This window comes from Actinoalloteichus hymeniacidonis (genome assembly GCF_014203365.1).
GTDB classification, from domain to species: domain Bacteria; phylum Actinomycetota; class Actinomycetes; order Mycobacteriales; family Pseudonocardiaceae; genus Actinoalloteichus_A; species Actinoalloteichus_A hymeniacidonis.
The window spans coordinates 3,772,679-3,796,348 of sequence record NZ_JACHIS010000001.1 but is presented as its reverse complement, the minus strand read 5'-3'; the positions used below and the strand labels follow the sequence as shown (position 1 = coordinate 3,796,348).

Genomic DNA, 23,670 nt, shown 5'->3' with positions numbered 1-23,670 from the left:
TTATTTCCGGGCTGCGGACATCACCGGACCCAGGCCGCTGAGGTGCGGCATCGGTTGCACCGCCGAGTAGCCCTGGGTGAGCAGGAAGGCGCTGTCGCCGCGTTCGGTCCACTCCGGTAACACGGCCTGCACCACCTCCACGGGGGTGAGCAGCAGGAGCGGGATCAGCTCTTGGAGGGCGGCCGCGTCCAACTCGGCGGCCGGGGTGAATCCCTCGGCGGTGCTGATCGGCCCGTACTCGACCACGTCGATGCGACCGAGGCGGTCCCGGATCGCCGCGATGAGAGCGGGCACCCCGGCGGGCTCGGCGAGGTCGGCAGAGAACACGCTGGCCTCGGTGCCCTCCTCGGCGAGTTCCCCGGCGAGGGTCTGCAGCCGTTCCTGCCTGCGGGCCACCAGCGCGACCCGGAAGCCCTCGCGTCCGAAGCGGCGGGCGACGGATGCGCCGAGGCCGGTTCCAGCGCCGAACACGGCGATCACTGGGGCGGCTGCGCGGCGGCGATCGGGCGTCCGGTCGGGCCGAGGGCCGAGGGCCGAGAGGGTCGGTCTACCGGGCTGGCGACGGGAGATCGACTGCGAGTACTCTGTCGACGGGACGGTAACGTACCGTCCTGTCGTTAGGAGTGTCGGATGCAACCTCGTGAACTGGTCGACCACGCCGTGGACCTCGTACTCGCCTCGAAGATGCAGGCCTTCGCCGCGTTATGGGCCGAGGACGGGATCCTGGAGTTCCCCTTCGCCGATTCGGGAGCCGCTCGGAGATTGACCGGTCGAGCCGCAGTCCAGGAGTACCTCGGCGCCTACCCCGAGATCCTGCGGCCGCAGCGGCTCGCGGAGAAGGTGGTGCACCAGAGCACCGAAGCAGAGACCATGATCGTCGAGTTCGCCATCGAGGGCACCGTCGTCCCCACCGGACGGCCCTATCTGATGCGCTACATCGCGGTCATCACCGTCCGAGACGGCGAGATCGCACACTATCGCGACTACTTCAGCCCGCTCGCCGCCGCCGACATCCTGGCGGGCACCGGAGCGGCGGGGCAGGCCCTGAGCGGCGGTGCGCCGGGCTGAGCCGACGCCGGTGTTCGAGTATCCGCCTTCCAGCGGCCCCCAGCCCGACCGCAGGCCGCGTTGCCTGCGGCCGTGCCACTTTCCGTTGGGTCACCGCAGCGGGCCGCTGCTGCCCGCATCGACCAGCGGACGTAGGTCGGCGGGCAACTGATCCCGCACCTTGCCCAGCACACCCTCGGTGGCCTCGCCGGTCACCTCCAGCACCACCCGGGTGCGATAGATCGCGTCGGGCTCGTGCAGATGGCCGCGCTCGGCCACTCGGTGGGCGAACTCCTCGAAGTCGAACCGTTCGCCGGGCCCGGCGCCGTCCCAGATCTCGGTGCGGCGCAGGTGTTCGCCGATCTCGGCGGGCAATTGGTCGGCGAGGTGATCGGCGGCGCGTTCCGGCACTCGCTCGCCCAGGGTCTCCAACGCGGCCCTGGTGGCGGCCTCGGCCTCTCCACGGCTGGACAACCGTGCCCTGGCCTGGACCTGGCCGATGAACTCGTCGTGTCGCATGGGCGTCCCTCCTTCCAGGGGTCTCTCTCGCCCTACCCGGACGACGTCCCGAGTACACCCCGGTCAGGAAACCCCTGGTCAGCGCCCGTCCGCGAACGCATCGGGGGAGCCTGCGCAACCGCAGCCTCCCCCGAAAGCGACCAGATGTCCGCTCAGCGTGGCGGCCCGCTGTCGGGCAGCGCGGCCGCAGCCGAGTCCACGATCCACAGCGTGCGGTCCCGGCCACGCGCGCCTGCGGCGGGCACTGTGACCTCGTCGGCGTCCCGCATCGCGGCCGCGACCGCCTCGGCCTTGCCCGCGCCGGTCGTCAGCAACCAGACCTGTGCCGACGAACGGATCGCCCGCAGCGTCAGAGAGATCCGGGTGGGCGGCGGCTTGGGACAGTCCCGCACGGCGACGACGCTGCGTTCGTGCTCGTGCACCGCAGGCGAGTCCGGGAAGATCGAGGCCGTGTGGCCCTCCTCGCCGACCCCCAGCAGGCAGACATCGAAGACCGGTACGTCGCCCTCGCCTGCCGCTTCGGCCAGTACTCGGGCGTAATCCGCCGCCGCCGCGTCCGGATCGGCGCCGAACGGGCCGTCGGATGCCGCCATCGGGTACACCCGCGCCGGGTCGACCGGCAGGTGATCGAGCAGGTTGGCTCTGGCCAGGGTCTCGTTGCGCTCCTCGTCGCCCGAGGGCAGGAACCGTTCGTCACCCCAGTAGAAGTCCACCGCAGACCAGTCGACGGCATCCCGCGCCAGCGTGGTGCGCAGCGCGGTCAGCACCGCACCCCCGGTCCGGCCGCCGGTCAACACCAGCGACGCCCGTCCCCGAAGCTCCTGCGCCTCGGACAGCACCGTCACCAGCCGGGCGGCGACCGCCTCGGCCAACTGCTCGCCGGAGCGGTGCACCATCAGCTCAGCTCTGCTCACCGGCGTCCTCCCCGTTCTCGACGGCCTTGCCCCTGGCCCGGGCCGAGGCCGCGGAGCTGCGCCTGCTCGGCTTGGGCTCCGCCGTCCGCCTGCCGCCTCGGGCGATACCGGCCGACTTCGCGACGGCCCGGGCCGAGGCCTTCGCCCCGGTGGCGGCCGAGGGCTTCGTCGTCTTGGTGGTCTTGCCCGCCACACTCGCCACACTCGACTTGGCCGACGAGCGCGTGCTGCGCTTGACCGTGCTCCGGCCTGCCGAGGTGCCCGATCCCCGCCGCTCGACCTTCGGCAACGCCTTCAGCGTCATCGAGTAGATCTCGTCGGGGTCGAGCCTGCGCAGCTCCTCGATCAGGCAGTCCCGGACCGAGCGCCGATGCAGGGTGACCCGCCGATCCGGCTGGCCCGGCTGGGTCAGCGTGGCGACCTGACCGTCCGGCCGGTCCAGGGTGATCTTGCCGGACGGCCGTTCGAGCACCACCGAGACGATGCCCTGACCGTCCTCGGAGCGAACCCGCTGGACCGGCACCTGCAACGCCGTCGCCAACCACGCCGCCAGCAACGTCGTCGACGGCGAATCGGCCCGACCGGTGACGGTGGCGGACTCCACCTTCTCGTGCGGGGGCAGATCCAACGCCGTGGCGAGCAGGGCCCGCCACGAGGTCAGCCGGGTCCAGGCCAGGTCGGTGTCCCCGTCGGCGTAGACCGCGGCCCGATGTTCCAGTGCCTTCACCGGATTGCGCTCCGACTTGGCGTCGGTGATCCGGCGATGCGCCAGCCGTCCGATCGGATCGTCGGCGGGCACCTTCGGTGTCTCGTACGGCCACCAGGCGACCACGGGGGCGTCCGGCAGCAGCAGCGGCACCAGGCAACTCGCGCCCTCGTCGGCCAGCGGGCCGTACAGCCGAAGCATGATCACCTCGCTGGCGCCCGCATCGCCGCCGACCCGGATCTGGGCGTCCAATCGCGCCGCGGCACGACGGGCGCCCTTGGCGATGAGCACCACCCGGCAGGGATGTTCCCGGCTGGCCTCGTTGGCGGCCGCGATGGCCTCCTCGGCCTGGGTTCCGTCGTCGGTGATGATGGCGAGGGTGAGGACGCGGCCGAGCGCAACGGCCCCGCCGCTCTCCCGGAGCTCGACCAGCTTCTTGTTGACCTTCGAGGTGGTTGTCGAGGGCAGGTCGATGATCACGGCCGCCTCCAGTGCCTTCCTGTTCGAGCGAGCATTCGATCGGCGGAGGGCGGTCCCCAGGTGCCTGCGGCATAGGACTCGGGTGTGCCCTCCGCCTGCCACGAATCCAGCACCGGGTCGAGGATCTGCCAGGACAGCTCGACCTCCTCGTTCATCGGGAACAGCGAGGGCTCACCGAGCAGCACGTCCAGCAGCAGCCGCTCGTAGGCCTCGGGGGAGTCCTCGGTGAAGGCGTGGCCGTAACCGAAGTCCATCGTCACGTCGCGGATCTGCATGGCGGTGCCCGGCACCTTCGAGCCGAAGCGCATCGTCACGCCCTCATCGGGCTGCACCCGGATGACCAGGGCGTTCTCGCCCAGCTCCTCGGTGGCGGTGGCGTCGAACGGCAGATGCGGGGCCCGCTTGAACACCACGGCGATCTCGGTCACACGCCTGCCCAGCCGCTTGCCGCTGCGCAGGTAGAACGGCACTCCCGCCCACCGTCGGGTGTTGACCTCCATGGTCATCGCCGCATAGGTCTCGGTGACCGAATCGGCGGCGAAACCGCCCTCCTCCAACAGCCCGAGGACCTTCTGCCCGCCCTGCCAGCCGCCGGTGTACTGGCCGCGGGCGGCCGTCTCGGTGAACGGGGCCATCGGCCGCGTCGCCGCCAACACCTTCACCTTCTCGGTGCGCAGCGCCTTGGGATGGAAGGAGACCGGCTCCTCCATCGCCGTCAGCGCCAGCAACTGCAGCAGGTGGTTCTGGATGACGTCCCGCGCCGCGCCGATCCCGTCGTAGTACCCGGCCCGGCCACCGAGGCCGATGTCCTCGGCCATGGTGATCTGGACGTGGTCGACGTAGTGGGCGTTCCAGAGCGGCTCGAACAGCTGGTTGGCGAAACGCAGCGCCAGGATGTTCTGCACCGTCTCCTTACCGAGGTAGTGGTCGATGCGGAACACCGACTCCTCGGGGAAGACCTCGTTGACGATCCGGTTCAGATCCTGGGCACTGGACAGATCGTGACCGAACGGCTTCTCGATCACCACCCGCCGCCACTGGTCGGTGCCCTCCTGCGGCGTGGACAGCCCCGACCGCGCGAGCTGCCTGCACACCAGCGGGAACGCCTTCGGTGGAACCGACAGATAGAAGGCGTGGTTGCCGCCGGTGCCACGCACGTCGTCCAGCTCGTGCACCGTCGCGGCGAGCCGGTCGAAGGCCTCGTCGTCGTCGAAGCTGCCGGGGACGAATCGCAGTCCCTCGGCGAGCCGATCCCAGACATCCTGCCGGAACGGGGTCCTGGCGTGTTCGCGCACGGCGTCGTAGACCACCTTGCCGAAGTCCTGATCCGCCCAATCGCGGCGGGCGAACCCGGTCAGCGCGAAGCCCGGGGGCAGCAGCCCCCGGTTCGACAGGTCGTAGATCGCGGGCATCAACTTGCGACGCGACAGATCGCCGGTCACCCCGAAGATCACCAGCCCGCACGGGCCCGCGATCCTCGGGAGACGCTTGTCGCGATCGTCGCGCAGCGGGTTGCGCCATTGCTTCCTCGGCACACTCACCGATCCGCACCCCGCACCGTCTGGACTGCGTGCACCAGCCTGGCCAGCCCGGCCAGCCGATCCGTCAGGTGCACGCGCAACAGCGGCCTGCCCTTCTCGGCCAGCACCTGCCCGTCGCCGAGCGCCTGAGCCAGCTGCAGGGTGGCCAGGGTGTAGGGACGCTCCGGAACCTCGAGGTCCTCCTCGGCGACCCCGGTGATCTGGAGGAAGGCCCCGTTCTGATGGCCACCCTTGTGGTACTGCCCGGTGGAGTGCAGGAACCGTGGGCCCCAGCCGAAGGTCGTCTGCACTCCGGCGTTGCGGGCCAGCTCGCGGCGCAGCACCGAGGCCGACGCGTCCTGCTCCCGGTCCAGGTACGCCTGGATCGACAGATAGCCCTGGTCGGGGGTCGCGGCGACGAACGCCGTGATCGCCTCGTCCAGGTCGGCGCCTGCAGGCGGCTGCCACGCCCCGGGGGCATAGAGCTCCACCGCGCCGTCGACGAGCACCGGGTCTCCGGTCGGGGCGTCGGAGTCGGCGTCGAGCAGGGAACGAGCTGCCTTCTTGGCCGCCTCGACGTCGGGCTGATCGAACGGGTTGATGCCCAGCAGCCGGCCCGCGATGGCCGTGGCGTACTCCCACAGCAGGAACGAGCCACCCAGCGAACCCGACACGGCCACCGTCGCCGCCTCCGTCGGAGCGCCGACGGCCACCGTGGTGGCGTCGTCGCCCGCATCGGCGAAGTTCGGCGCGTCGATGCCCTCCACCACCACCGGAAGCAGCCCGGTGCCGTCCTTGCCGGTGGACTCGGCGATGAGCTGCTCGGCCCAGTCGGCGAAGCCCGGCAGGCCGGATTCGTTGTCGGCGAAGACGACCTTCTCCGCGCCTCGGGACAACGCCGCGCCCAGCAGACCCGCCAACACCAACGCCGGGTTCGACGCCTCGTCGCGGCTCAGCGCGGGTGCCGCTGCCGCCGCTTCGGCCAGCAACGCGCCGACATCGGCGCCCGCCAGCCCGGCCGGGACCAACCCGAACGCGGTGAGCGCCGAGTAGCGGCCACCCACGTTCGGATCGGCGCGGAACACATGGCGGTACCCGGCGGTTCTGGCGGTGAGCTCCAACGGCGAATCCGGGTCGGTGACCACCACGATCCGCGAGGAGGCCACGATTCCGGCCGCCTCGAAGGCGGCCTCGAAGATCCGGCGATGGCTATCGGTCTCCACGGTGGAGCCCGACTTGGACGAGACCACCAGCACCGTCCGCGACAGATCACCGGCGAGTGCGTCGGCGACCTGCCCGGGGTCGGTCGTGTCCAGCACGGTCAGCGGCACCCCGGCCGCCGCGGTGATGACCTCGGGGGCGAGCGAGGAACCGCCCATTCCCGCCAAGACCACTCGGTCGACACCCTCGGCGTGTAGATCGCTGCGCAGGGCGGCGATCTCGCCGAGCAGCGGACGGGACGTCCTGGCCAGCCCCGTCCAGGCCAACCGCACGGCCGCCTCGGCCTCGGCCTCGGGCCCCCACAGCGTGGGGTTGCCCATGGTCAGCTCACTGGCGACCGACTCCGCCGCGAGCCGTTCGGCCAGCTCGCGTGCTTCCTCGGCGCGTGCCCCGCCGGTAATGACCACCGACGGGGCCGCATCGTTCACCTCTGTCATCGAGTGCTGTCCTTCGCCTTCTCCAACTGGCCGGACACGGTCTCCAGCAGTTCTTCCCAGGACTTCTCGAACTTCGCCACGCCCTCGTTCTCCAACACGGCGTACACGTCGTCGATGTCCACGCCAGCGCGGCTCAGCGCATCGAAGACCTCCTGGGAGGCCTCGGCGGTGCCCCGCACCGTGTCGCCGTCGACCGTGCCGTGCTCCGCCGCGGCGAACAGGGTCTTCTCCGGCATGGTGTTGACCACTCCGGAGGTCACCAGCTCGTCGACGTAACGGGTGTCGGAGTACGCCGGGTCCTTGACGCCGGTCGACGCCCACAGCGGCCGCTGCGGCCGCGCGCCTGCCTTGGCGAGCTCCTGCCACCGTGCGGAGGCGAAGACCTCCTCATAGGCGGCGAAGGCCAGCCGGGCGTTGGCGATGGCCGCCTTGCCCCGGAGTCCCTCCGCAGTGGACCCGCCCAGCGCGTCCAGTCGCTTGTCGACCTCGCTGTCCACCCTGGACACGAAGAACGACGCGACGGAGGTGATGGTGCGCAGATCGTGGCCGTTGGCCTTGGCCTGCTCCAAGCCCTCCAGGAACGCGTCCATGACATCGCGGTAGCGGTCCACCGAGAAGATCAACGTCACGTTGACGCTGATGCCCGCCGCCAGCGTCTTGGCGATCGCGGGCACGCCCTCGACCGTCGCCGGGATCTTGATGTACAGGTTCGGCTGGTCGACGGTCTCCCAGAGCTCGGCGGCCTCGGCGACCGTCGCCGAGGTGTCGTGGGCCAGGCGGGGGTCGACCTCCAGGGAGACCCGACCGTCGATCCGGTCGGTGGCCTCCCACACGGGGCGGAACACGTCGCAGGCCCGCCGGACGTCCGCCGTGGTGATCTCCCGGACCGCCTCGTCCACCGAGGCGTCCCGGGCCGCCAGCTCGGCGACCTGCTCGTCGTACGCGGTGCCCTTGGCCAGCGCGCCCGCGAAGATCGTCGGGTTCGTGGTGACGCCGACGAGGTGCCGGTCGCGGATGAGCTCCGCGAGGTTGCCGGAGTCCATCCGGTCGCGCGACAGGTCGTCGAGCCAGATCGAGACTCCAGCCTCGGACAGTGCTGCCAGTCGGTCGTTGCTGCTCATCGCTTCTCCTCGGCTCTGGTCAGGGTGACGCGCGCGGCGGCCAGCACGGCATCGGTGGTCAGGCCGAACTCGCGGAACAACGTCTGGTAGTCGGCGGAGGCGCCGAAGTGCTCGACGGACACGATCACGCCGTCGGAACCGGCGAAGCGGTACCACGGCTGTGCGATGCCCGCCTCGATCACGACTCTGGCGTGCAGCTCGGGCGGCAGCACGCTCTCGCGGTAGGCCAGGTCCTGGGCCTCGAACCACTCGACGGACGGCATCGAGACGACCCGGGTGGGCACGCCCTCGGCCTGCAGCTCCTCACGGGCCTCCACCGCGATCTGCACCTCGGAACCGGTGGCGATGATCACGACCCTCGGCTCGCCGCCCTCGGCCTCGGCGAGCACGTAACCGCCTCGGCTCACGCCCTCGGTCGAGGTGCCCTTCAGGATCGGCAGGTTCTGCCTGCTCAGCACCAATCCGACCGGGCCGTCGGGACGCTCCATGATCGTCCGCCATGCTGCCGAGGTCTCGTTGGCGTCGGCGGGCCGCACGATGGTCAGACCGGGGATGGCCCGCAGCGCGGCCAGGTGCTCGATCGGCTGGTGGGTGGGTCCGTCCTCGCCGAGTCCGATCGAGTCGTGCGTCCAGACGTACACCGCGGGGGCCTTCATCAGGGCCGCCAGCCGGACCGCCGGGCGCATGTAGTCGCTGAACACCAGGAAGGTGCCGCCGTAGGGCCGGGTCGGCCCGTGCAGCGCGATGCCGTTGAGGATCGAGCCCATCGCGTGCTCGCGAACCCCGAAGTGCAGGGTGCGGCCGTAGGGGTTGGCCTTGAACTCCTTGGTGGAGATGCCGGTCGGACCGAAGGAGTCCGCACCCTTCATCGTGGTGTTGTTGCTCTCCGCGAGGTCGGCGGAACCGCCCCACAGCTCCGGCAGCGCCTCGGCCACGGCGGCCAACACCTCGCCGGAGGCCTTGCGGGTCGCGATCCCCTTCGGATCGGGCGCCCAGCTGGGCAGCCGGTCGGTCCAGCCCTCCGGCAGCTCTCGGTTGATCAGCCGATCCAGCAGCGCCTTGCGCTCCGGTTCCCGCTGTGCCCAGGCGTCGAAGCCCTGTCGCCACTCGGCGTGGGCCTTGGCGCCCCGGTCGGCCACGGCGCGGGCGTGGGCCAGCACCTCGTCGTCGACCTGGAAGGTCTGCTCGGGGTCGAAACCGAGGATGCGCTTGGTCTCGGCCACCTCGTCGTCGCCGAGCGCGGCGCCGTGGGCCTTGCCGGTGTTGGCCTTGTTCGGCGCCGGGAAACCGATCACCGTGCGCAGCAGGACCAACGACGGTCTGCCGGTCTCGGCCTTCGCCGCCTCGAGCGCCTCGAGGATGCCGGTGACGTTCTCGCCGCCCTCGACGACCTGCACGTGCCAGCCGTAGGCCTCGTAGCGCTTGGCGGTGTCCTCGGACAACGCGATCGTCGTGTCGTCCTCGATGGAGATCTTGTTGTCGTCGTAGATCACCACCAGGTTGCCGAGTTCCTGGTGACCCGCCAGCGAGGAGGCCTCGGAGGTGACCCCCTCCTCGATGTCGCCGTCCGAGGCGATCACGTAGATGTGGTGGTCGAACGGGCTCTCGCCGAGTGCGGGCTCGGGGTCGAACAGGCCCCGCTCCCGGCGGGCCGCCATCGCCATGCCGACGGCGGAGGCCAGGCCCTGGCCCAGCGGTCCGGTGGTGATCTCGACGCCGGGGGTGTGCCGGTGTTCCGGGTGGCCGGGGGTCTTGGATCCCCACTTGCGCAGCGCCTTCAGGTCTTCCAATTCGAGTCCGTAACCGGACAGGAAGAGCTGGATGTAGAGGGTCAGGCTGCTGTGACCGGCGGACAGCACGAAGCGGTCCCGGCCGGTCCATTCCGCGTCGGTGGGGTCGTGTCGCATGACCCGCTGGTAGAGCGCGTAGGCGACGGGCGCCAAGCTCATCGCGGTGCCTGGATGCCCGTTGCCGGTGCGCTGGACTGCATCGGCGGCCAACACCCGGACGGTGTCGACCGCACGACGGTCCAGATCGGACCAATCGGCGGGCAGCTGGGGCGTGGTCAGGCGGCTAAGATCGTCGCTTACGGACACGAACTCTGCTCCTGTTTCGCTCGTAAAACGGGCTGTATCGGCGGCACCGGAGTACTCGGGTTCTTCCCAGTCCTCCTGCCCCGAATCACGCAACCCTTCGTCCATCGACCAGCCTAGTCCGGGTGGACCGGAACGCAGGAGCGCCGCGTCGTGCGCATCGGGCGGTCTTCGTCACGCGATTCACCGAGCTTTCTGTCCGATCTGCCGCAGCTGCGGCCGAGGGTTGCGTGCCTCGCCGACGATCGCGGCGCCCGGAGGGGTGCGCGCGCCGACGGGTCGCGGCGGATCTTCGGATCGTCGCTCGGATCAGTGCCGGTTGGTCTCGGCCGATCGGTCGCGATGATCGCTTCAGCGGATCTTCCAGTGTGCATCGCTGCGCCCGATATCGCTGAATCGTGCGTCGGCCTGCGTCGATCCGGTTTCGGCCTCGGACGGGTTTCCCCAGCTCAGAGCGAGTCTCAGCTCACATGTGTGAACCCGGTGGCCGGGCCGATCAGGTAGCGCGGCTACCATTCGAGCGGCCCGGTTGTCCAGGGCTTGGAACAACGCTGCTAAGGAGTCTCATGTCGTCGGCGAGCACTGCGGGACACCCGGTGAACACCGACGTCAGCGAGAATCCCCCTCGATCTGTCGGTTCGGTGTTGCGGGCCTATGTCGCGCTCACCAAGCCCAGAGTCGTCGAGCAACTGCTCGTCACCACGATCCCGGCGATGCTGCTCGCCCAGCGCGGTGTTCCGTCGCTGTGGCTGGTGTTGGCCACTCTCATCGGCGGCACGATGGCGGCTGCGAGTGCGAATGCGTTGAACTGTGTTCTGGACGCCGACATCGACGCGGTCATGAAGCGCACCAGCGCCCGACCACTGGTCCGCGACCAGGTGTCGACCCGCAACGCGCTGATCTTCGCCGTGGCCCTCGGTATCGGGTCCTTCGCCTTCCTCTGGGCGACCACGAATCTGCTGGCCGCCGTGTTGGCGGTGGCGACCATCCTGTTCTACGTCCTCGTCTACACGATGGTGCTCAAGCGTCGGACCGCGCAGAACATCATCTGGGGCGGCGCGGCGGGCTGCATGCCCGTGGTGATCGGCTGGTCGGCGGTCACCGGCACGATCGAATGGCCAGCGCTGGTGATGTTCGGCGTGATCTTCTTCTGGACGCCCCCGCACACCTGGGCGCTGGCGATGCGCTTCCGTGAGGACTACAAGCGGGCCGGGGTGCCGATGCTGCCGGTCGTGGCCTCCGCCGAGTACGTCTCGCGGCAGATCGTCGTGTTCAGTTGGGTCATGGTCGTCTGGACCCTGCTGCTGGTGCCCGCCGCGAGCTGGATCTACCTGGTGCTGGCCGTGGTGTCCGGGGCGTGGTTCCTGATCTCCGCGCACCGGATGCATCTGGGAGTGCGCCGGGGGACCGAGGTGCGGCCGATGCGGCTGTTCCACCTCTCCAACACCTATCTGATGGCCTTGTTCGTGGGGCTCGCGGTCGACTCGGTGATCGGCTGGCCCGCCTTCGGTTGGACCTTCTAGAGCCGCTCGGTGCAGCGCGATCCTCTCGGCCCGCCTGGGCGGTAGCGCTCTGTCGGCCGCGCTGTTCCTGGGACTCAGACCGCCGAGCCCTCGATCGAGGATCACCGCCCGTTCGCGTCGATATCGCGGGGTCTGTTCTTCGAGGACGATTCCTGGTCTATGCCAGGGAAGAACTCAGCGTGGCCGACTGATTACCCCGTCTGGCCGCAGAATCTCCGTCCTGACCTGCCTAGCCTGGCAACCGACTCACCCGGATTGCATCTTCGGCGCCGCGTCGAGGGCGATGCCGGGCGCGGAGGAGGTCGGCGATGCGTCCACGCCACACCGGTATCAGACGACGGATCGGGCGGCGAGCGGCGGTGACGACCGTGGCAGCCGCCATGGTGGTCTCGATCGGCGCCCTTCCCGCCACCGCGCAATCCTCGGCGGTCGGCACGGACGGATTCGCGGTCGCGTCCGCGCCGATCGATCCGCCGAGTTGGGTCAACCCGGAGGACATGAGCTGGGCCGATTATCGGGCGGTGCCCGGCACGAACTGGGCCGACCCCTCGCTGGTGCCGACGGAGGACACCTTCCGGGGTGCACTGGTCCTCGCGGATTACCCGGACCAGGATTTCGCGGTCACCCAACCCGCAGGATCGACGGTGTTCGGCAATCCCGATGTGCTGGCCGCCGACGTCCCCAGGAATGAGGTCGACGACTTCTACGCCTCCTTCCTCAACACGCCGGGCGAGCTGAACCACGGCCACACCATCAACGAGTACTGGATGGAGGACTCGCGGGGCCGGTTCGGCGTCGAACTCACCGGGTTCGGTCCGTTCCGCCTGCCCGGCCGGTCCTTCGAATACGGCATCGACATGCAGGGTCCCGAGTTCTGTCCCACCGGGTATTCCTGCGATCGCGATCTGCGCGCCGACGCCGGAGCGGCGTGGCGGGCCGAGGTCGGTGACGAGGTCGCGGACGGCTTCGACTTCGTGTTCTTCCTCAGCGCAGGCCAGGACGAGTCCTCCACCTGGCAGGAATTCGGCGAGATGATGTTCGCCGACCGCGAGGACGTACCCGATGAATTCGGGCCGCCGGACGAGAGCCTGCCCAACTGGTCGGACACCCGGTATGTCGACTGGACCTCCTGGCGCGCGGCGGCCGGAATCTGGCCCAACGCCCGATCCGGCTCGTCGACACAGGCCGAAAGCTCCGGTCAGGCCGTGTACGTCCACGAGCTGAGCCACATCCTGGGCATCGGCGACAACTACAACAATCCCTACGCCGATCCACCGATCCGTTCCTACAGCGGACTCTGGGACATGATGAGCCGGGGCACCTTCAACGGCCCCGGCGGTACCCACACCCGCTGGCTGATCCCGCCCACCGCAGGCAGTGCGATGGGGGCGCAGCACATGATGCGCAACAAACTCCAACTCGGCCTGATCGACGAATCCGAGGTGTTGCGGCTGGACGCGGGCGAACTGGCCGAGGACGGGGTGGCGATCGCCGAGGTGACCGCCCGCGTCGTCGCGCCGGAGGGGCCCGCGGTGACCGGGATCAACGTGGTGCTTCCCGACGGCGATCAGTCGCCCGCCTGTGATCAGGCACAAAACCCGCTGTGCGACGGCGGCGGCTACCAGAACTACACCCTGGAGGTCGTCGACCGAATGGGCAGCGACTCCTTCACCCCGGACAGCGGCGTGCTGTTGGCCAAGACCAAGGACATCGACCGCGCCCCCTTCATCTGGGTGGTGGACGCCAACCCCGAGGACATCGGACTGGTGGACTTCTACCGTCCGGACGGCACCCCGGCGATGGTCTCGATCGGTGATCCCCGGCAGCTGGCCGACGCACTGTTCAAAGCGGGCACCGAGTCCGGTAGTGCGGCCGAGTTCGTCGACGAGGCCAACCGCCTGCACTTCTATGTCCTGGATCTGAACCGCGACGCCGATGGGGTGCTGTCCTACACGGTGGCGGTGCGCTCCCTGGACGGCGACGGACCACACCGTCGTGGCCTGTCGCTGCGCCCGACAGGCGCCGCCCATGCGGAGCAGGGTGTCGCGCAGTGCTCGTTCCCGCTGCGCAATCTCGGCGCTGTCGAGGGTGGCGGTGACGTCTACCGGCTCAGCGCGGATACCGACGCCCAAGGCTGGTCGACCCAGCTGCCCACCGAGTTGGTGACCAGCTCGCCGGGGGAGACGGTGTCGGTCTCGGTGCTGGCCACCGCAGCGGAGGACGCGGCGCGCACCGGCGAGGTCGTGTTGACGGCGGTCTCGGAGAGCGACCCGACGCAGCGGCAGACCGCCGACTGCCGGGTGGTGCTGTCCCGGTGACCGATCGGCCAGGACAGTTTGGTCGGTCGGAGTGGCGGAGGGCGGGGATCGGACTGGCGCTCGTTCTCGTGCCCGGTGGCGTTGCGGGCTGCGCGGGCGGCCCCGGAGCTGCCGGGTCCGAGGCCGAACTGACGGTGCGAGTGTTGCTGCGGGACGGCAGTTTTCGGGCCCCTGGCGCCGAATGCTCCGGAACGGCGTCGATGAGTGATCTGCACGCGACCGCGCCTTTCCAACTGTTGGACGACTCCGACCGGCGGGTCGCGACGGGCGAGTTGTCTCCGGGGCGGGCGGTATCGGCGGTGGATGCCGAACTGGATTCGGCGCTGGATCCCGAGATCGTGCCGCGTCGCCCGACCTTCTGCGAGATGACACTGGCGGTGATCGCGCCACCCGCCTCGGCGTATCGGCTTGCCGTGGCGGATCGGGAGCCGGTGGAGTTGACCTCGGCTGGCGACGGCCAATGGATTGCGAGTCTGCCCTGAGTCTTCGACGGACGGACCTTCCCGACCCTTTATCCGGCGCGACTTCGCATTCGGCCGACCCTCTGCTGCGCTCGTGGACCCCGCGTCGATTCGGCTGGCTGCTCGCACTGTTCTTCCTGTTCGCAGGCTGTACTTCCGGCGCCCCGACCGAGGATTCGGAGCCGGGCGGGCGGCACCTGTTGCCCGGCCCGGTCGCCGAGGGCATCGAGTACTCGGAACCGACACCCGGCTTGCCGACGGCCCCCGACCTCGACCTGACCCTCCTCGATGGCACCGAGCTGGAGCTGTCGGAGCTGTGGACGCAGCGACCGACGGTGGTGGTCTTCTTCAGTTCCTGGTGTGGCAGCTGTGCGGACCAACAGCAAAGGCTGTCGGAGCTGGTGGCGGCCCACGGCGACGCGGTGGCGTTCCTCGGCGTGGCGGGTCGGGACGAGCCTGCGGAGGTGCGGGATTTCCTCGTCGAGCACGCGGTCGGCTACCCGGTTGCGCTGGATACCGACCAACGGGCCGCCCGGCACTATGCGGCCGAGGAACCTCCGCTGATCGCGGTGATCGAACGCGGCGGCGGGCTGGTGCGCGGTGTCCCCGGTGGGATCACCGATGCCGAGGCCGCAACGGAACTCGATGAGCAGTTGCGCGATCTCTACCGCCGGAAATGAATCTTGCGTTCGGTGAAATAGTCCAGGATTCTCGTTGTATATCGATGCTGCATGACTCCCGGAAATGGCATATAATCTTTGATTACTGCGTGCGATTTTCATGCGTGATAAATATGCCTTATAGGCACAATTGACTTCGACTGCAACGGTGTAATTATGGCCTCAATTTGGCGGTGGAGGTCGGTAGGTTCCGGTAGGGAGCGTGGTGACCTTGTGGTGTGCTCAATGCGGAGCATGTCAGGCGTGAGCTGAATGTGGATAACTTTTACCTGGATATGACGGTGCTTGCAGAGGTGTACCGCCGAATGGTCGTTACTGGATGTGACGGGGTTACTCCTTTGGTGTGGTTTGGGTCATTTCGTCTTCCGCTTGATGGTTCATGGGCGTCAGGCTAGTTGCGTAAGAATACGGAAGTTTGGAAGGATTGCCGTGTTACTTGGAAGAGTTTCCAGAGTCTTGATTGGCCTTTTTGCAGTTGTGCTCCTGCAATTTGGGTCAATTTCTCAGGCGTCCGCATCGAGCCCGGTTGAATCTGATGAGGTGTACGGTCAGGAAATTATGCAACAGCAGGCATGCGGAGGATCGTACGGCCCAGTGAGGGTGAGGACTGGTCCTGGCACTAATTATGACTCGCCAGTGGCTCTTAATGTGGGTGAATGTCGAAACATTATGGGTTTTACCTATGGTGGTAGTTACACTTGCACACCTGGGGGCCCAGTTTATACAGCGTGGTATGAGATCGTGCGTGTGCCGATGTTGACTGCGTGGGTTGCGGCAGCTTGCGTTGATGCGAGATAGCCTGTGACAGGAGGTTCGTGCTCCGAATCTAATAATCTCTCCTTCGGAGCGCGACTTCTGCGCTAAGGTCAGCTTTTGAGAGTGTGTGCTGGGATTGTATGGGCAAATCCTGGCATCTGACCCCTCCGCAGTAGAGTGCGTGACCATGCGCAGACTTGCCCCGATCGGGTTGTCCCTGGTATCGCTGGCCATGGTGGCCGCCTGTACCTCGGCGGAGGAGCCCGCCGATCCCCCACGCACGGACGACGTGCAGACGCCGACCACCAGTCTGGCCGAGGAGGACTCGGCCAGTGACCTGCCGCCCTGCACCGGCGAGGAGATCGAGGTCGTCGGCGGATTCGGCGAGGACCCGCAGGTCACGGTTCCCGAGGATTGCGGCCCGCCCACCGAGCTGGTCGTCGTCCCGATCGAGCCGGGCGAGGAGCCCGCGGTGGCCGAGGGCGACATCGCGATGATGGACTACCAACTCACCGTGTGGTCCACCGGGCAGATCGCCGACTCCTCGTTCGAACGGGACGAGCCGATTCTGGTGGAGAACGTCGGTCAGGCCGGTGTCATCGATGGCTGGAACCAAGGGCTTGTCGGACTCGAAACGGGCAGCCGTAACGCGCTGATCGTCCCGCCGGAGCTGGCCTACGGCCCTGCGGGGAGTGGGCAGCAATTGGCCGGTGAGACGTTGATCTTCATCGTCGACGTCGTGGAGACCGGTCCCGCCGCCTAGGACCTCTGCACCGATACGACGGGCCTCGTCTTCCTACTCGGGAAGACGAGGCCCGCGTCCGTCGCTGCCTCCGGTGACGAATCGAGGACGACCGTCGACTCAGGGCACCAGCAGCAGTTTCCCCGTGGTCGCCCGGCTTTCCAGCGCGGAATGCGCCGCCGCCGCCTCGGCCAGCGGATACTCGCCGCCGATGCGCACCGACAACGTTCCCGACGCGACCGCCTCGAACAGCTCGCCTGCGCGCCAGGCCAGCTCACCCGGCTCCGCCAGGTAGTGGGCCAGGGACGGGCGGGTGACGAAGAGGCCACCCGAGGAGTTCAACCGCTGTAGATCGAACGGCGGGACCTGGCCGCTGGATCCGCCGAGCAGCACCATCAGGCCGCGCCGCCGCAATACCTGCAGGCCGCCGTCGAAGGTGTCCTTGCCGACGCTGTCGTAGACCACGTCCACTCCGACGCCCTCGGTCAGTTCGCGCACCGCCGGGACGAAGTCGACCTCGGTGTAGCGCACCACCTCGGCCGCGCCTGCTTCCCTGGCCAGCGCCTCTTTCTCGGCGGTGGACACCGTGGCGATCACCCGAGCGCCCCGTGCCGCCGCCAGCTGCGTCAGCAGCAACCCCAGGCCGCCCGCCGCCGCGTGGATCAGCACGGTCTCGCCTGCGGTGATGGGATGGGTGGACACCGCGAGGTAGTGCGCGGTCAGCCCTTGCAACATCAGGGCGGCTGCCGTGCGCTCCTCGATCGAGTCCGGCAGCGCCACCAGATTGCCGGTGGCGACGACGACCTTCTCTGCGTATCCCCGAGCACCGTGGCCCCAGGCGACCCGGTCGCCGACCGCGAAGTCGGTGACCCCATCACCTACTTCGATGACCCGGCCCGCGCCTTCCTGCCCGGGCACGAAGGGGTAGGACACCGGGTAGACGCCCGAGCGCTGGTAGGTGTCGATGAAGTTGACTCCGGCGGCGACACTGGCCACCACCACTTCGCCCGGCCCCGGCGTGGGGTCGGCGAGTTCGACGGAGACCATGGCCTCCGGTCCACCCGGCGCCGCAACCTCGATCGCCCGCATGGGTACTCCCTTTCGTTGTGCCTCCGCAGACCCGATTCGACGGGTCGGGCCGACGTCGATCATCCGCCCGGCCCATCCAACTCCGGTCGCCTGCGGCGCGCGAGCCCCTCATGGACCCGCCCGCCATTCGGACCTGTCCGCTTCAGCCTTCGAGCGCAACCCGCCGAGCCAGTCCCAGCGGCAGCGCGCCGGAGCCCGCGATGGTGTCGTGGAAGGTCCGCAACGAGCCACGTCCGGCCGCCAGGTAATCGGCCCGGATCGACTCGATCTCCAGACAGCCGGTCAGGTAGGAGGGCGCCTGGGTCGGCCACGCGCAGTACCGCCGGACCTCGCCCTTGGCCGTGCCGGGCGTCAGCGATGCCTTGGTGGCCATGAACTCCTCGGCCTCGGCGATCTCCATCTCTCCGGTGTGCAGCGCGGTGTCCACCACGATGCGGGCTGCGCGGAACAGCCGGGCTTCCAGGTGCCCGAGTTCGTGGGCGGGGTCGGCGAAGTAACCCTGTTCCCGCATCAGCGTCTCGACGTAGAGCGCCCAGCCCTCACTGAAGTACGGGGTGCGGAAGGTCTTGCGGAGTCCACGCGGATTGGCTGCGGCCCAGGACAGGTGCCAGTGGTGGCCCGGGTAGGCCTCGTGCACCGCGATGGTCGGCATCTGCGCGCGGGCGTTGGTCTGTAGCCGCTGCCGGACCTGTTCCTCGGTGAAGTCGTCCGGCGTGAACGGGACGAAGAAGTGGCCGAGTCGGGAGGCGGTCAGCGGGGGAGGGGCCATGTAGGAGGCCACCGACAGGATCGGTCGTTGGTACGCGGGGGAGGGCACGACCTCGCAACGCTCGCCTTCGGCGAAGGACACCAGCTCGTGCTCGATCAGGAAGCGCCGGGCTCGCTCGGTCTCGGCGGCGTACTCCGACCGCATCGCCTCCAGGGTGGGCGGGTAGTCGTCCTGGAGGCGCTCCATCACCGCGCGCCAGTCGGCGGAGCCGCCGGGCACGCGCTGGGCGACCTCCCGCATCTCGGTCTCCAAGGCGGCGTGCGCGGCCAGCCCGCGACGGTGCAGCTCCGCCGTGTCGTAACCGAGTAATTCCTTGTCCAGCAACAGGGCGGAGTAGCCCTTCTCGCCCAACCGCCAGTCGCCCCTGGCTCGCTCGGCGAAGTCGGTGAGGAACGCCACCACCGCGTCGAAGGCCTCGGCGGCAGGCTCGGCGGCCTCGGCGAGCTGTGCCCGCAGGGTGGGGTCGGCGACCATCGCGGGTAAGGACTCGGTGAGGAAGGACCGGCCGGTCCGCGCCTGCTCCAGGGCACGCCGCACCAACAGCGGCGCCGACAGCTCGGGATCGAGGTTGGCCCGGCACGCCGCCAGCACGGCAGGCACTTCGGCCAGCTTGTGGCGGGCGGCGGCGACCAGCTCCGCCTCCGGGGCGCCGCCGCGCAGGAACGGGATGAACAGCGCGCTGAAGATCGGGCCGGTGTAGACCGAGGGATCGCGACGCCACAACGGCCACTCGGCGTTGATCGCGGCGCCGCGCAGCGTGGCGATCACTAGGCCCCGGTCCACCGCATCGTCGACGGACAGCCCGCCGGAAGCGGTTGCCTCGAATCGGCGCAGCCAGGCCGTGCCCTCGGTCTCGACCGAGGTCAGAGCCGTGGCGGAGAAGTCTCCCAGGGTGTTCTGGTGGGCCGGGGAGCCCAGCGTCGCGGCGTGCACGGGATGTCGGTCGTAGTACCAGCCGAGGTAGTCCTCGACCAGCGCGGTCAGTGTCAGCTCGGAGTGCGCGGTCATCAGACGACTTTAAATCAGTTCGCCTTGCTAACGGTACGGTTGTCGGCCCGTCAATCCGTGGGGTCAGGCGTCCCGGCGGAGCAGGGTGAGCGCATACACGGCGATGGACACCGATGCCCACGCCGCGAGGGCGAGGGCCGCCATTCCGATCGGGATCGCGGTGATCTCGTAGGCGGGGGTTCCGAGCAGGCTCATGCCTGCCTGGTCGGGAAGGAATCGGAGTCCGGCGGGCCATTGCAGGATGCCGGTGGCGACGACCATGGGCGAGGCGATCAGGATCGCCAGAGGTGCCACCACACCGCGTAGTAGCCCGGCGAGCCCGAAGGCGATCACCGACATGGCCAGGTACGCGGCGACCCAGGCACCGAGGTCGGCCAGGAGAGCGGGTGGCCCCACCCCGTCCGAGATGCCGATGACCAGTCGTGCGGGGGCGAGCGCGATGATCGCGGCGACCGACACCACCGCCACCATCGCCACCGACTTGGCCACCACGAGGGTGCGCCGGTCGGGCGTCGCGGTGAGGCTCACCCGGAGTTGCCCGCCGAGGTACTCGCCTGCTGCGGCGTGCACCGGGAGGACGAGGAATGCGTAGACCGGAGCGAACATGACGACACCGAAGGAGGACAACGAGGCAGGCTGTTCGCCTGCGCCTCCGGTGTAGAAGGTGACGCCCGATGCCTCGATGCCCGCGAGGAGCAGATTCGCCGTCATGGTGACCGTGAGCATGAGGACGGTGACCGGGTCGGTGGTGATCTTGGTGATCTCCGAGGCGATGACATCTCGCAGCCGGATCACCGGCGGCGGAAGCAGCACGCTCATCAGGCGTCCCTCCGCCTGATGATCAGTACCGATGCGATGCAGGTCAGTACCGTCCATCCGATCAGGACCATCGCACCGTGTCCGGCGCTACCGGTCAGGGGAACGGGATTGTCCGTCCCCTGCAACAGCAAGTTCCGTGCCGCACTCACCGGTAGGAACGCGTCCACCGCAGGCGAGACGACCGCGACGACCTGGGCCATGGTCAGCATGACCAGGACCATCGCCACGATGATCCCGCTCAGCGTCCGGCGGGTGATGAGCGTGATCGCGAGCGGGATCAGCGTGAACGTGACCATGAACAGCAGGATCCTGGCTTCGCCCGCCAGCAGCTCCAGGCTCCACAGGATGCCGGGATTCCAGTCCCGGGCGGCGACATACAGGAACGCGGCAGCCAGGGCGATGCAGAACAGGCCGAAGCCGAGCGCGTAGACCGTCGTGGCGATGATCTTGCCCAGCACGAGTCGGACCCGACCGGGCACGGCGACCAGGCTCAGACCGAGTTGTCCGGTGCGGAACTCGGCGCCTGCGATGACCGCGCCCAGCACGCACAGAAGAATGCTGGGGCTGAAAAGGCTGGCTTCGAGTGCCTGGCGAAGCACGGTCTCCGCGGATTCGAGCTGCCCGCGCACCTCGACCAATCCGTCCGGCCCTATGTTCGCGACCGTTTCGATGTTGAACCCGATGCTCTGGTACTGGAAGAAGAGGTTCACCGCCAGGATGACGCCTGCGGTGATCCACACGCTGGGCAGTGTCAGGATTTTCGTCAGTTCGGATCGAATGATGCCGAGCATGGCGATCACCAGCTCCCGCCGGGCGTGCTGCCGGTCAACGAGAAGAACGCCGCTTCGAGCGAGGCGTGTCCCTCGGTGATCTCGGTCAGGGTGCCGGTGGCGATGACGCGGCCCTTGTCGATGATCACGATGTCATCGACCGTCTCGGCGGTCTCACCCATGAGGTGGCTGGACAACAGAACGGTGTTGCCCCGCTCGGCGTAGCCGCGCAGGAAGGTGCGAATGGTGCGGATGCCCTCCGGGTCCAGGCCGTTGACCGGTTCATCGAGCACGAGGATGCGCGGCTCACCCAGGAGTGCGACCGCGAGCCCCAGCCGCTGTTTCATCCCCAGCGAGTACTTCTTCACCCGTACCTTCGCCGCGTCGGTGAGTCCGACCGTTTCCAACACCTCACCGATGCGCTGCGCGGGGATGCGGTTGGACTGGGCGATCCAGCGCAGGTGATCGATGCCACGACGTTCCGGAATCGCGGAAGCTCCGTCCACCATGGCCCCGACCGTGCGCAACGGCTGCCGCAACGAGGCATAGGGCTCCCCGTCGATCAGCGCGGTTCCCGATGTCGCTCGGTCGAGGCCGAGGAGGATGCGCAACGTACTGGACTTGCCCGCGCCGTTCGGCCCGAGGAATCCGGTCACCCGGCCGGGTTCGGCGGCGAAGCTCACCCCATCGACCGCCGTCTTCGCCCCGTATCTCTTGGTGACGTCGTTGACTTCGATCATGCGGTGCTGCTCCTCACACTGGAACCGGGAAGTTGTTCCCTGCCACCGTGACGTTTCATCGCATCGGGTTGTGACCCCCGAAAGTGGACACCTCAGCGGGGCTCGTGCAACAGACCCGCCTCATGGGCGAGCACGGCGAGCTGGGTTCGATCGGTCACGTCGAGCTTCGTGAACAGCCGCTTCACATAGGTCTTGACCGTCTCGGCACTCAGGAACAGCTCCTCGGCGATGCGCCGATTCGATCTCCCCCGCGCGATCAACCTGACCAACTGCAATTCACGCTCGCTCAGCCTGACCTTGACGAAGGGGTGCGGCCTCGGACGTGGCCTGCCGCTGAACCGGTCGACCAGGCGCGCGGTGATCTCGGGGGCGAGCGAACTGTGGCCCGCATGCACGGCGCGCACCGCAGCCAGCACCTCGGGCGAGGAGGCGTTCTTCAACAGGAATCCCGCTGCGCCGCCGTGCAGCGCCTCGGTGACGTAGTCGTCCAGGTCGAAGGTCGTCAGCATGATGATCCTGGTGCCCAGCTCAGCAGCCCCGCGCACCACGTCCAATCCGGAGCCGCCGGGCATCTGCACGTCGACCAGCGCCACATCCGGACGCAAGGCGGACAGCATCCGCAGCGCTTCCGCACCGGTGCCTGCCTCACCGCTGACTCGGAACCCGGTACTGCCCTCGAACAACCGCCGGTAGACCCGCCGGAAATCCGGGTCGTCGTCGACCAGGAGCACCCTGATCTGCTCGCTCACGAGACGGCCGCCACGGGAACCCTCGCCAGCACCCGCGTCCCGCCCGCGAGCCGATTCGTCACGGTGAGGGAACCGCCGAGCCCCTCGACCCGTTCCCGCATTCCGATCAACCCCGTCCCGGGCCGCCAGTCGTCGGGCAGCCCGGAGCCGTCATCGTCGATACGGACCACGACCGCGCCGTCTTCCGGCGAGACGGATACCTCGCACCAGCGGGCGCCCGCATGCCGGATCACGTTGCTCACCGCCTCCTGCACCACGCGGACCACCACCAGATCCGTCTGGTGGGAAGCGGCCGTCACCTCGATGTGCTGGGCCACCTCCAGCCCACTCGCCCGCGCGGCGGCCACCAGCTGCGGCAGGATCACGGCCGCCTGCGTGCTGCTCTCACCGGTGCGCAGCGCGCGGACCAGACCCTGTACCTCTTCCAACGCGCTGCGCGCTCGGTGTTCGATGTCGGCGAGGCTCGATCGAAGGTCGGCCTCCCGGAGATCCGGCAGGCTTCTGGCGACGTCCGCTTCCGCGCTGATCACGCTCAATGCGTGGCCGACGACGTCGTGAACCTCGCGCGCCATCGCATTCTGCCGCCGGGCCTGTTCCGCCTCGGCTTCCTGGCGCACCGCCTCCCGGGTGGCCTCCTGACGGCGAGCCTCGGTATGACCGAGCAACCACGCGATGCCGATCGCGGCGCCCGCCAGCACGATGCGCTGATCGAAACCGCCCGAGGGCTCGCCTCCATAGCTCACCGAGACCGCGATCAGCGTCACCACCGCAGCGACGCCGAGCAGCCGTGCCCGGACCGCACTGCGTACGGCAAGCGGATAGAGACTCCAGGCCACGCCCAGCAGGGGGTCGGTGCTCGCCTCCAGTACCCAGCCGATACCGGTGGCCACCAGCGCGACGGCGGGCGCGATCGCGGGCAGTCGCCACCGTAGGACCACCGCCACCGCCACCCCGGCGGCCGAACAAACCCCAGCCAGGACGATCCTGGGTTCCGTGAGATCGATCATGGGTCGGAGCCAGAACGCCACCACGAGCGCGGCGGCGGCTCCGATGTCGACTCCCCACGAGAGCACCGAGCCCCTATCGGGAGCCTGCACCGCTAAACCGGTCATACGGATTATTCGATCACGGATCTCACTGTCGTCGCGGGGCCGACTCCGCTCCGCTGAACCCGTGGTCCGCGCCTTT

At 68.7% G+C, this 23,670-nt stretch carries 21 protein-coding genes; 6 read left to right on the top strand and 15 right to left on the bottom strand.

The features are described 5' to 3' along the window. Nucleotides 1-471 carry an SDR family NAD(P)-dependent oxidoreductase gene (locus BKA25_RS15555; protein ID WP_236750714.1) on the bottom strand — a complete coding sequence of 157 codons (471 nt, stop codon included), beginning with the start codon at nt 469-471 and terminating at the stop codon, nt 1-3. A 159-nt stretch (nt 472-630) separates the two neighbouring features. Between BKA25_RS15555 and BKA25_RS15550 the strand changes: the two genes are divergently transcribed. After that, nucleotides 631-1,068, top strand: coding sequence for a nuclear transport factor 2 family protein (locus BKA25_RS15550; RefSeq protein ID WP_069848795.1), 438 nt, complete (start codon nt 631-633; stop codon nt 1,066-1,068). A gap of 90 nt (nt 1,069-1,158) precedes the next feature. Here BKA25_RS15550 and BKA25_RS15545 read toward each other — a convergent pair whose 3' ends face one another. The 7 genes from BKA25_RS15545 to tkt all read right to left on the bottom strand — a co-directional run bounded on the left by BKA25_RS15545 (nt 1,159) and on the right by tkt (nt 10,061). Beyond that, nucleotides 1,159-1,566, bottom strand: a complete 408-nt coding sequence (locus tag BKA25_RS15545; protein ID WP_069848797.1) for a DUF2267 domain-containing protein — start codon at nt 1,564-1,566, stop codon at nt 1,159-1,161. A gap of 152 nt (nt 1,567-1,718) precedes the next feature. Continuing rightward, nucleotides 1,719-2,462, bottom strand: coding sequence for a 6-phosphogluconolactonase (gene pgl / locus BKA25_RS15540; protein WP_221313439.1), 744 nt, complete (start codon nt 2,460-2,462; stop codon nt 1,719-1,721). 4 nt (nt 2,463-2,466) lie between these two features. Then, nucleotides 2,467-3,666, bottom strand: a complete 1,200-nt coding sequence (gene opcA / locus BKA25_RS15535) for a glucose-6-phosphate dehydrogenase assembly protein OpcA (RefSeq protein ID WP_069848801.1) — start codon at nt 3,664-3,666, stop codon at nt 2,467-2,469. Next, entirely contained in the window at nt 3,663-5,201 is a 1,539-nt protein-coding gene (zwf, locus tag BKA25_RS15530; protein ID WP_069848802.1) for a glucose-6-phosphate dehydrogenase, read from the bottom strand. The genes opcA and zwf overlap by 4 nt, the downstream gene beginning before the upstream one ends. 2 nt (nt 5,202-5,203) lie before the next feature. Next, nucleotides 5,204-6,844: a phosphoglucose isomerase-related protein gene (locus tag BKA25_RS15525; protein ID WP_069848804.1), complete on the bottom strand. Its 1,641-nt coding sequence runs from the start codon at nt 6,842-6,844 to the stop codon at nt 5,204-5,206. Further along, complete coding sequence (tal, locus tag BKA25_RS15520) at nt 6,841-7,965, bottom strand: transaldolase (RefSeq protein WP_069848806.1); 1,125 nt, start codon at nt 7,963-7,965, stop codon at nt 6,841-6,843. Before tal ends, BKA25_RS15525 begins: the two co-directional genes overlap by 4 nt. Further along, nucleotides 7,962-10,061 (bottom strand): transketolase, encoded by a 2,100-nt coding sequence (gene tkt / locus BKA25_RS15515; protein ID WP_069848807.1) that lies wholly within the window; start codon nt 10,059-10,061, stop codon nt 7,962-7,964. Before tkt ends, tal begins: the two co-directional genes overlap by 4 nt. Nucleotides 10,062-10,624: 563 nt before the next feature. Here tkt and BKA25_RS15510 point away from each other — a divergent pair. The 5 genes from BKA25_RS15510 (at nt 10,625) to BKA25_RS15490 (ending at nt 16,559) form a co-directional block, all read left to right on the top strand. Beyond that, a complete protein-coding gene (locus BKA25_RS15510) occupies nt 10,625-11,581 on the top strand; it encodes a heme o synthase (protein WP_069848809.1) in 957 nt (318 codons plus the stop codon). 308 nt (nt 11,582-11,889) lie between these two features. After that, nucleotides 11,890-13,899, top strand: a complete 2,010-nt coding sequence (locus tag BKA25_RS15505) for a M6 family metalloprotease domain-containing protein (protein WP_172803779.1) — start codon at nt 11,890-11,892, stop codon at nt 13,897-13,899. Between the two features lie 200 nt (nt 13,900-14,099). Beyond that, nucleotides 14,100-14,381 carry a hypothetical protein gene (locus BKA25_RS15500; RefSeq protein ID WP_157421041.1) on the top strand — a complete coding sequence of 94 codons (282 nt, stop codon included), beginning with the start codon at nt 14,100-14,102 and terminating at the stop codon, nt 14,379-14,381. After that, nucleotides 14,360-15,040 carry a TlpA family protein disulfide reductase gene (locus BKA25_RS15495; RefSeq protein WP_069848813.1) on the top strand — a complete coding sequence of 227 codons (681 nt, stop codon included), beginning with the start codon at nt 14,360-14,362 and terminating at the stop codon, nt 15,038-15,040. Before BKA25_RS15500 ends, BKA25_RS15495 begins: the two co-directional genes overlap by 22 nt. 943 nt (nt 15,041-15,983) lie before the next feature. Beyond that, the gene (locus tag BKA25_RS15490; protein ID WP_157421042.1) at nt 15,984-16,559 is read left to right on the top strand and encodes an FKBP-type peptidyl-prolyl cis-trans isomerase; all 576 of its coding nucleotides are present in this window, start codon (nt 15,984-15,986) and stop codon (nt 16,557-16,559) included. Nucleotides 16,560-16,658: 99 nt separating this feature from the next. On the opposite strand, the gene BKA25_RS15485 is transcribed toward BKA25_RS15490, so the two are convergent. The 7 genes from BKA25_RS15485 to BKA25_RS15455 all read right to left on the bottom strand — a co-directional run bounded on the left by BKA25_RS15485 (nt 16,659) and on the right by BKA25_RS15455 (nt 23,594). Continuing rightward, nucleotides 16,659-17,627 (bottom strand): quinone oxidoreductase family protein, encoded by a 969-nt coding sequence (locus BKA25_RS15485; RefSeq protein ID WP_069848816.1) that lies wholly within the window; start codon nt 17,625-17,627, stop codon nt 16,659-16,661. Between the two features lie 142 nt (nt 17,628-17,769). After that, a complete protein-coding gene (locus BKA25_RS15480; protein ID WP_069848818.1) occupies nt 17,770-19,404 on the bottom strand; it encodes a DUF885 domain-containing protein in 1,635 nt (544 codons plus the stop codon). 63 nt (nt 19,405-19,467) lie between these two features. Then, entirely contained in the window at nt 19,468-20,223 is a 756-nt protein-coding gene (locus BKA25_RS15475; protein WP_069848820.1) for an ABC transporter, read from the bottom strand. Beyond that, nucleotides 20,223-21,014, bottom strand: a complete 792-nt coding sequence (locus BKA25_RS15470; RefSeq protein WP_069853585.1) for a hypothetical protein — start codon at nt 21,012-21,014, stop codon at nt 20,223-20,225. The genes BKA25_RS15475 and BKA25_RS15470 overlap by 1 nt, the downstream gene beginning before the upstream one ends. A 5-nt stretch (nt 21,015-21,019) precedes the next feature. Continuing rightward, nucleotides 21,020-21,733, bottom strand: a complete 714-nt coding sequence (locus BKA25_RS15465) for an ABC transporter ATP-binding protein (protein ID WP_069848822.1) — start codon at nt 21,731-21,733, stop codon at nt 21,020-21,022. Nucleotides 21,734-21,825: 92 nt separating this feature from the next. Then, complete coding sequence (locus BKA25_RS15460; RefSeq protein WP_069848824.1) at nt 21,826-22,482, bottom strand: response regulator; 657 nt, start codon at nt 22,480-22,482, stop codon at nt 21,826-21,828. Next, complete coding sequence (locus tag BKA25_RS15455) at nt 22,479-23,594, bottom strand: sensor histidine kinase (protein ID WP_069848825.1); 1,116 nt, start codon at nt 23,592-23,594, stop codon at nt 22,479-22,481. The genes BKA25_RS15460 and BKA25_RS15455 overlap by 4 nt, the downstream gene beginning before the upstream one ends. Nucleotides 23,595-23,670 lie beyond the last annotated feature (76 nt).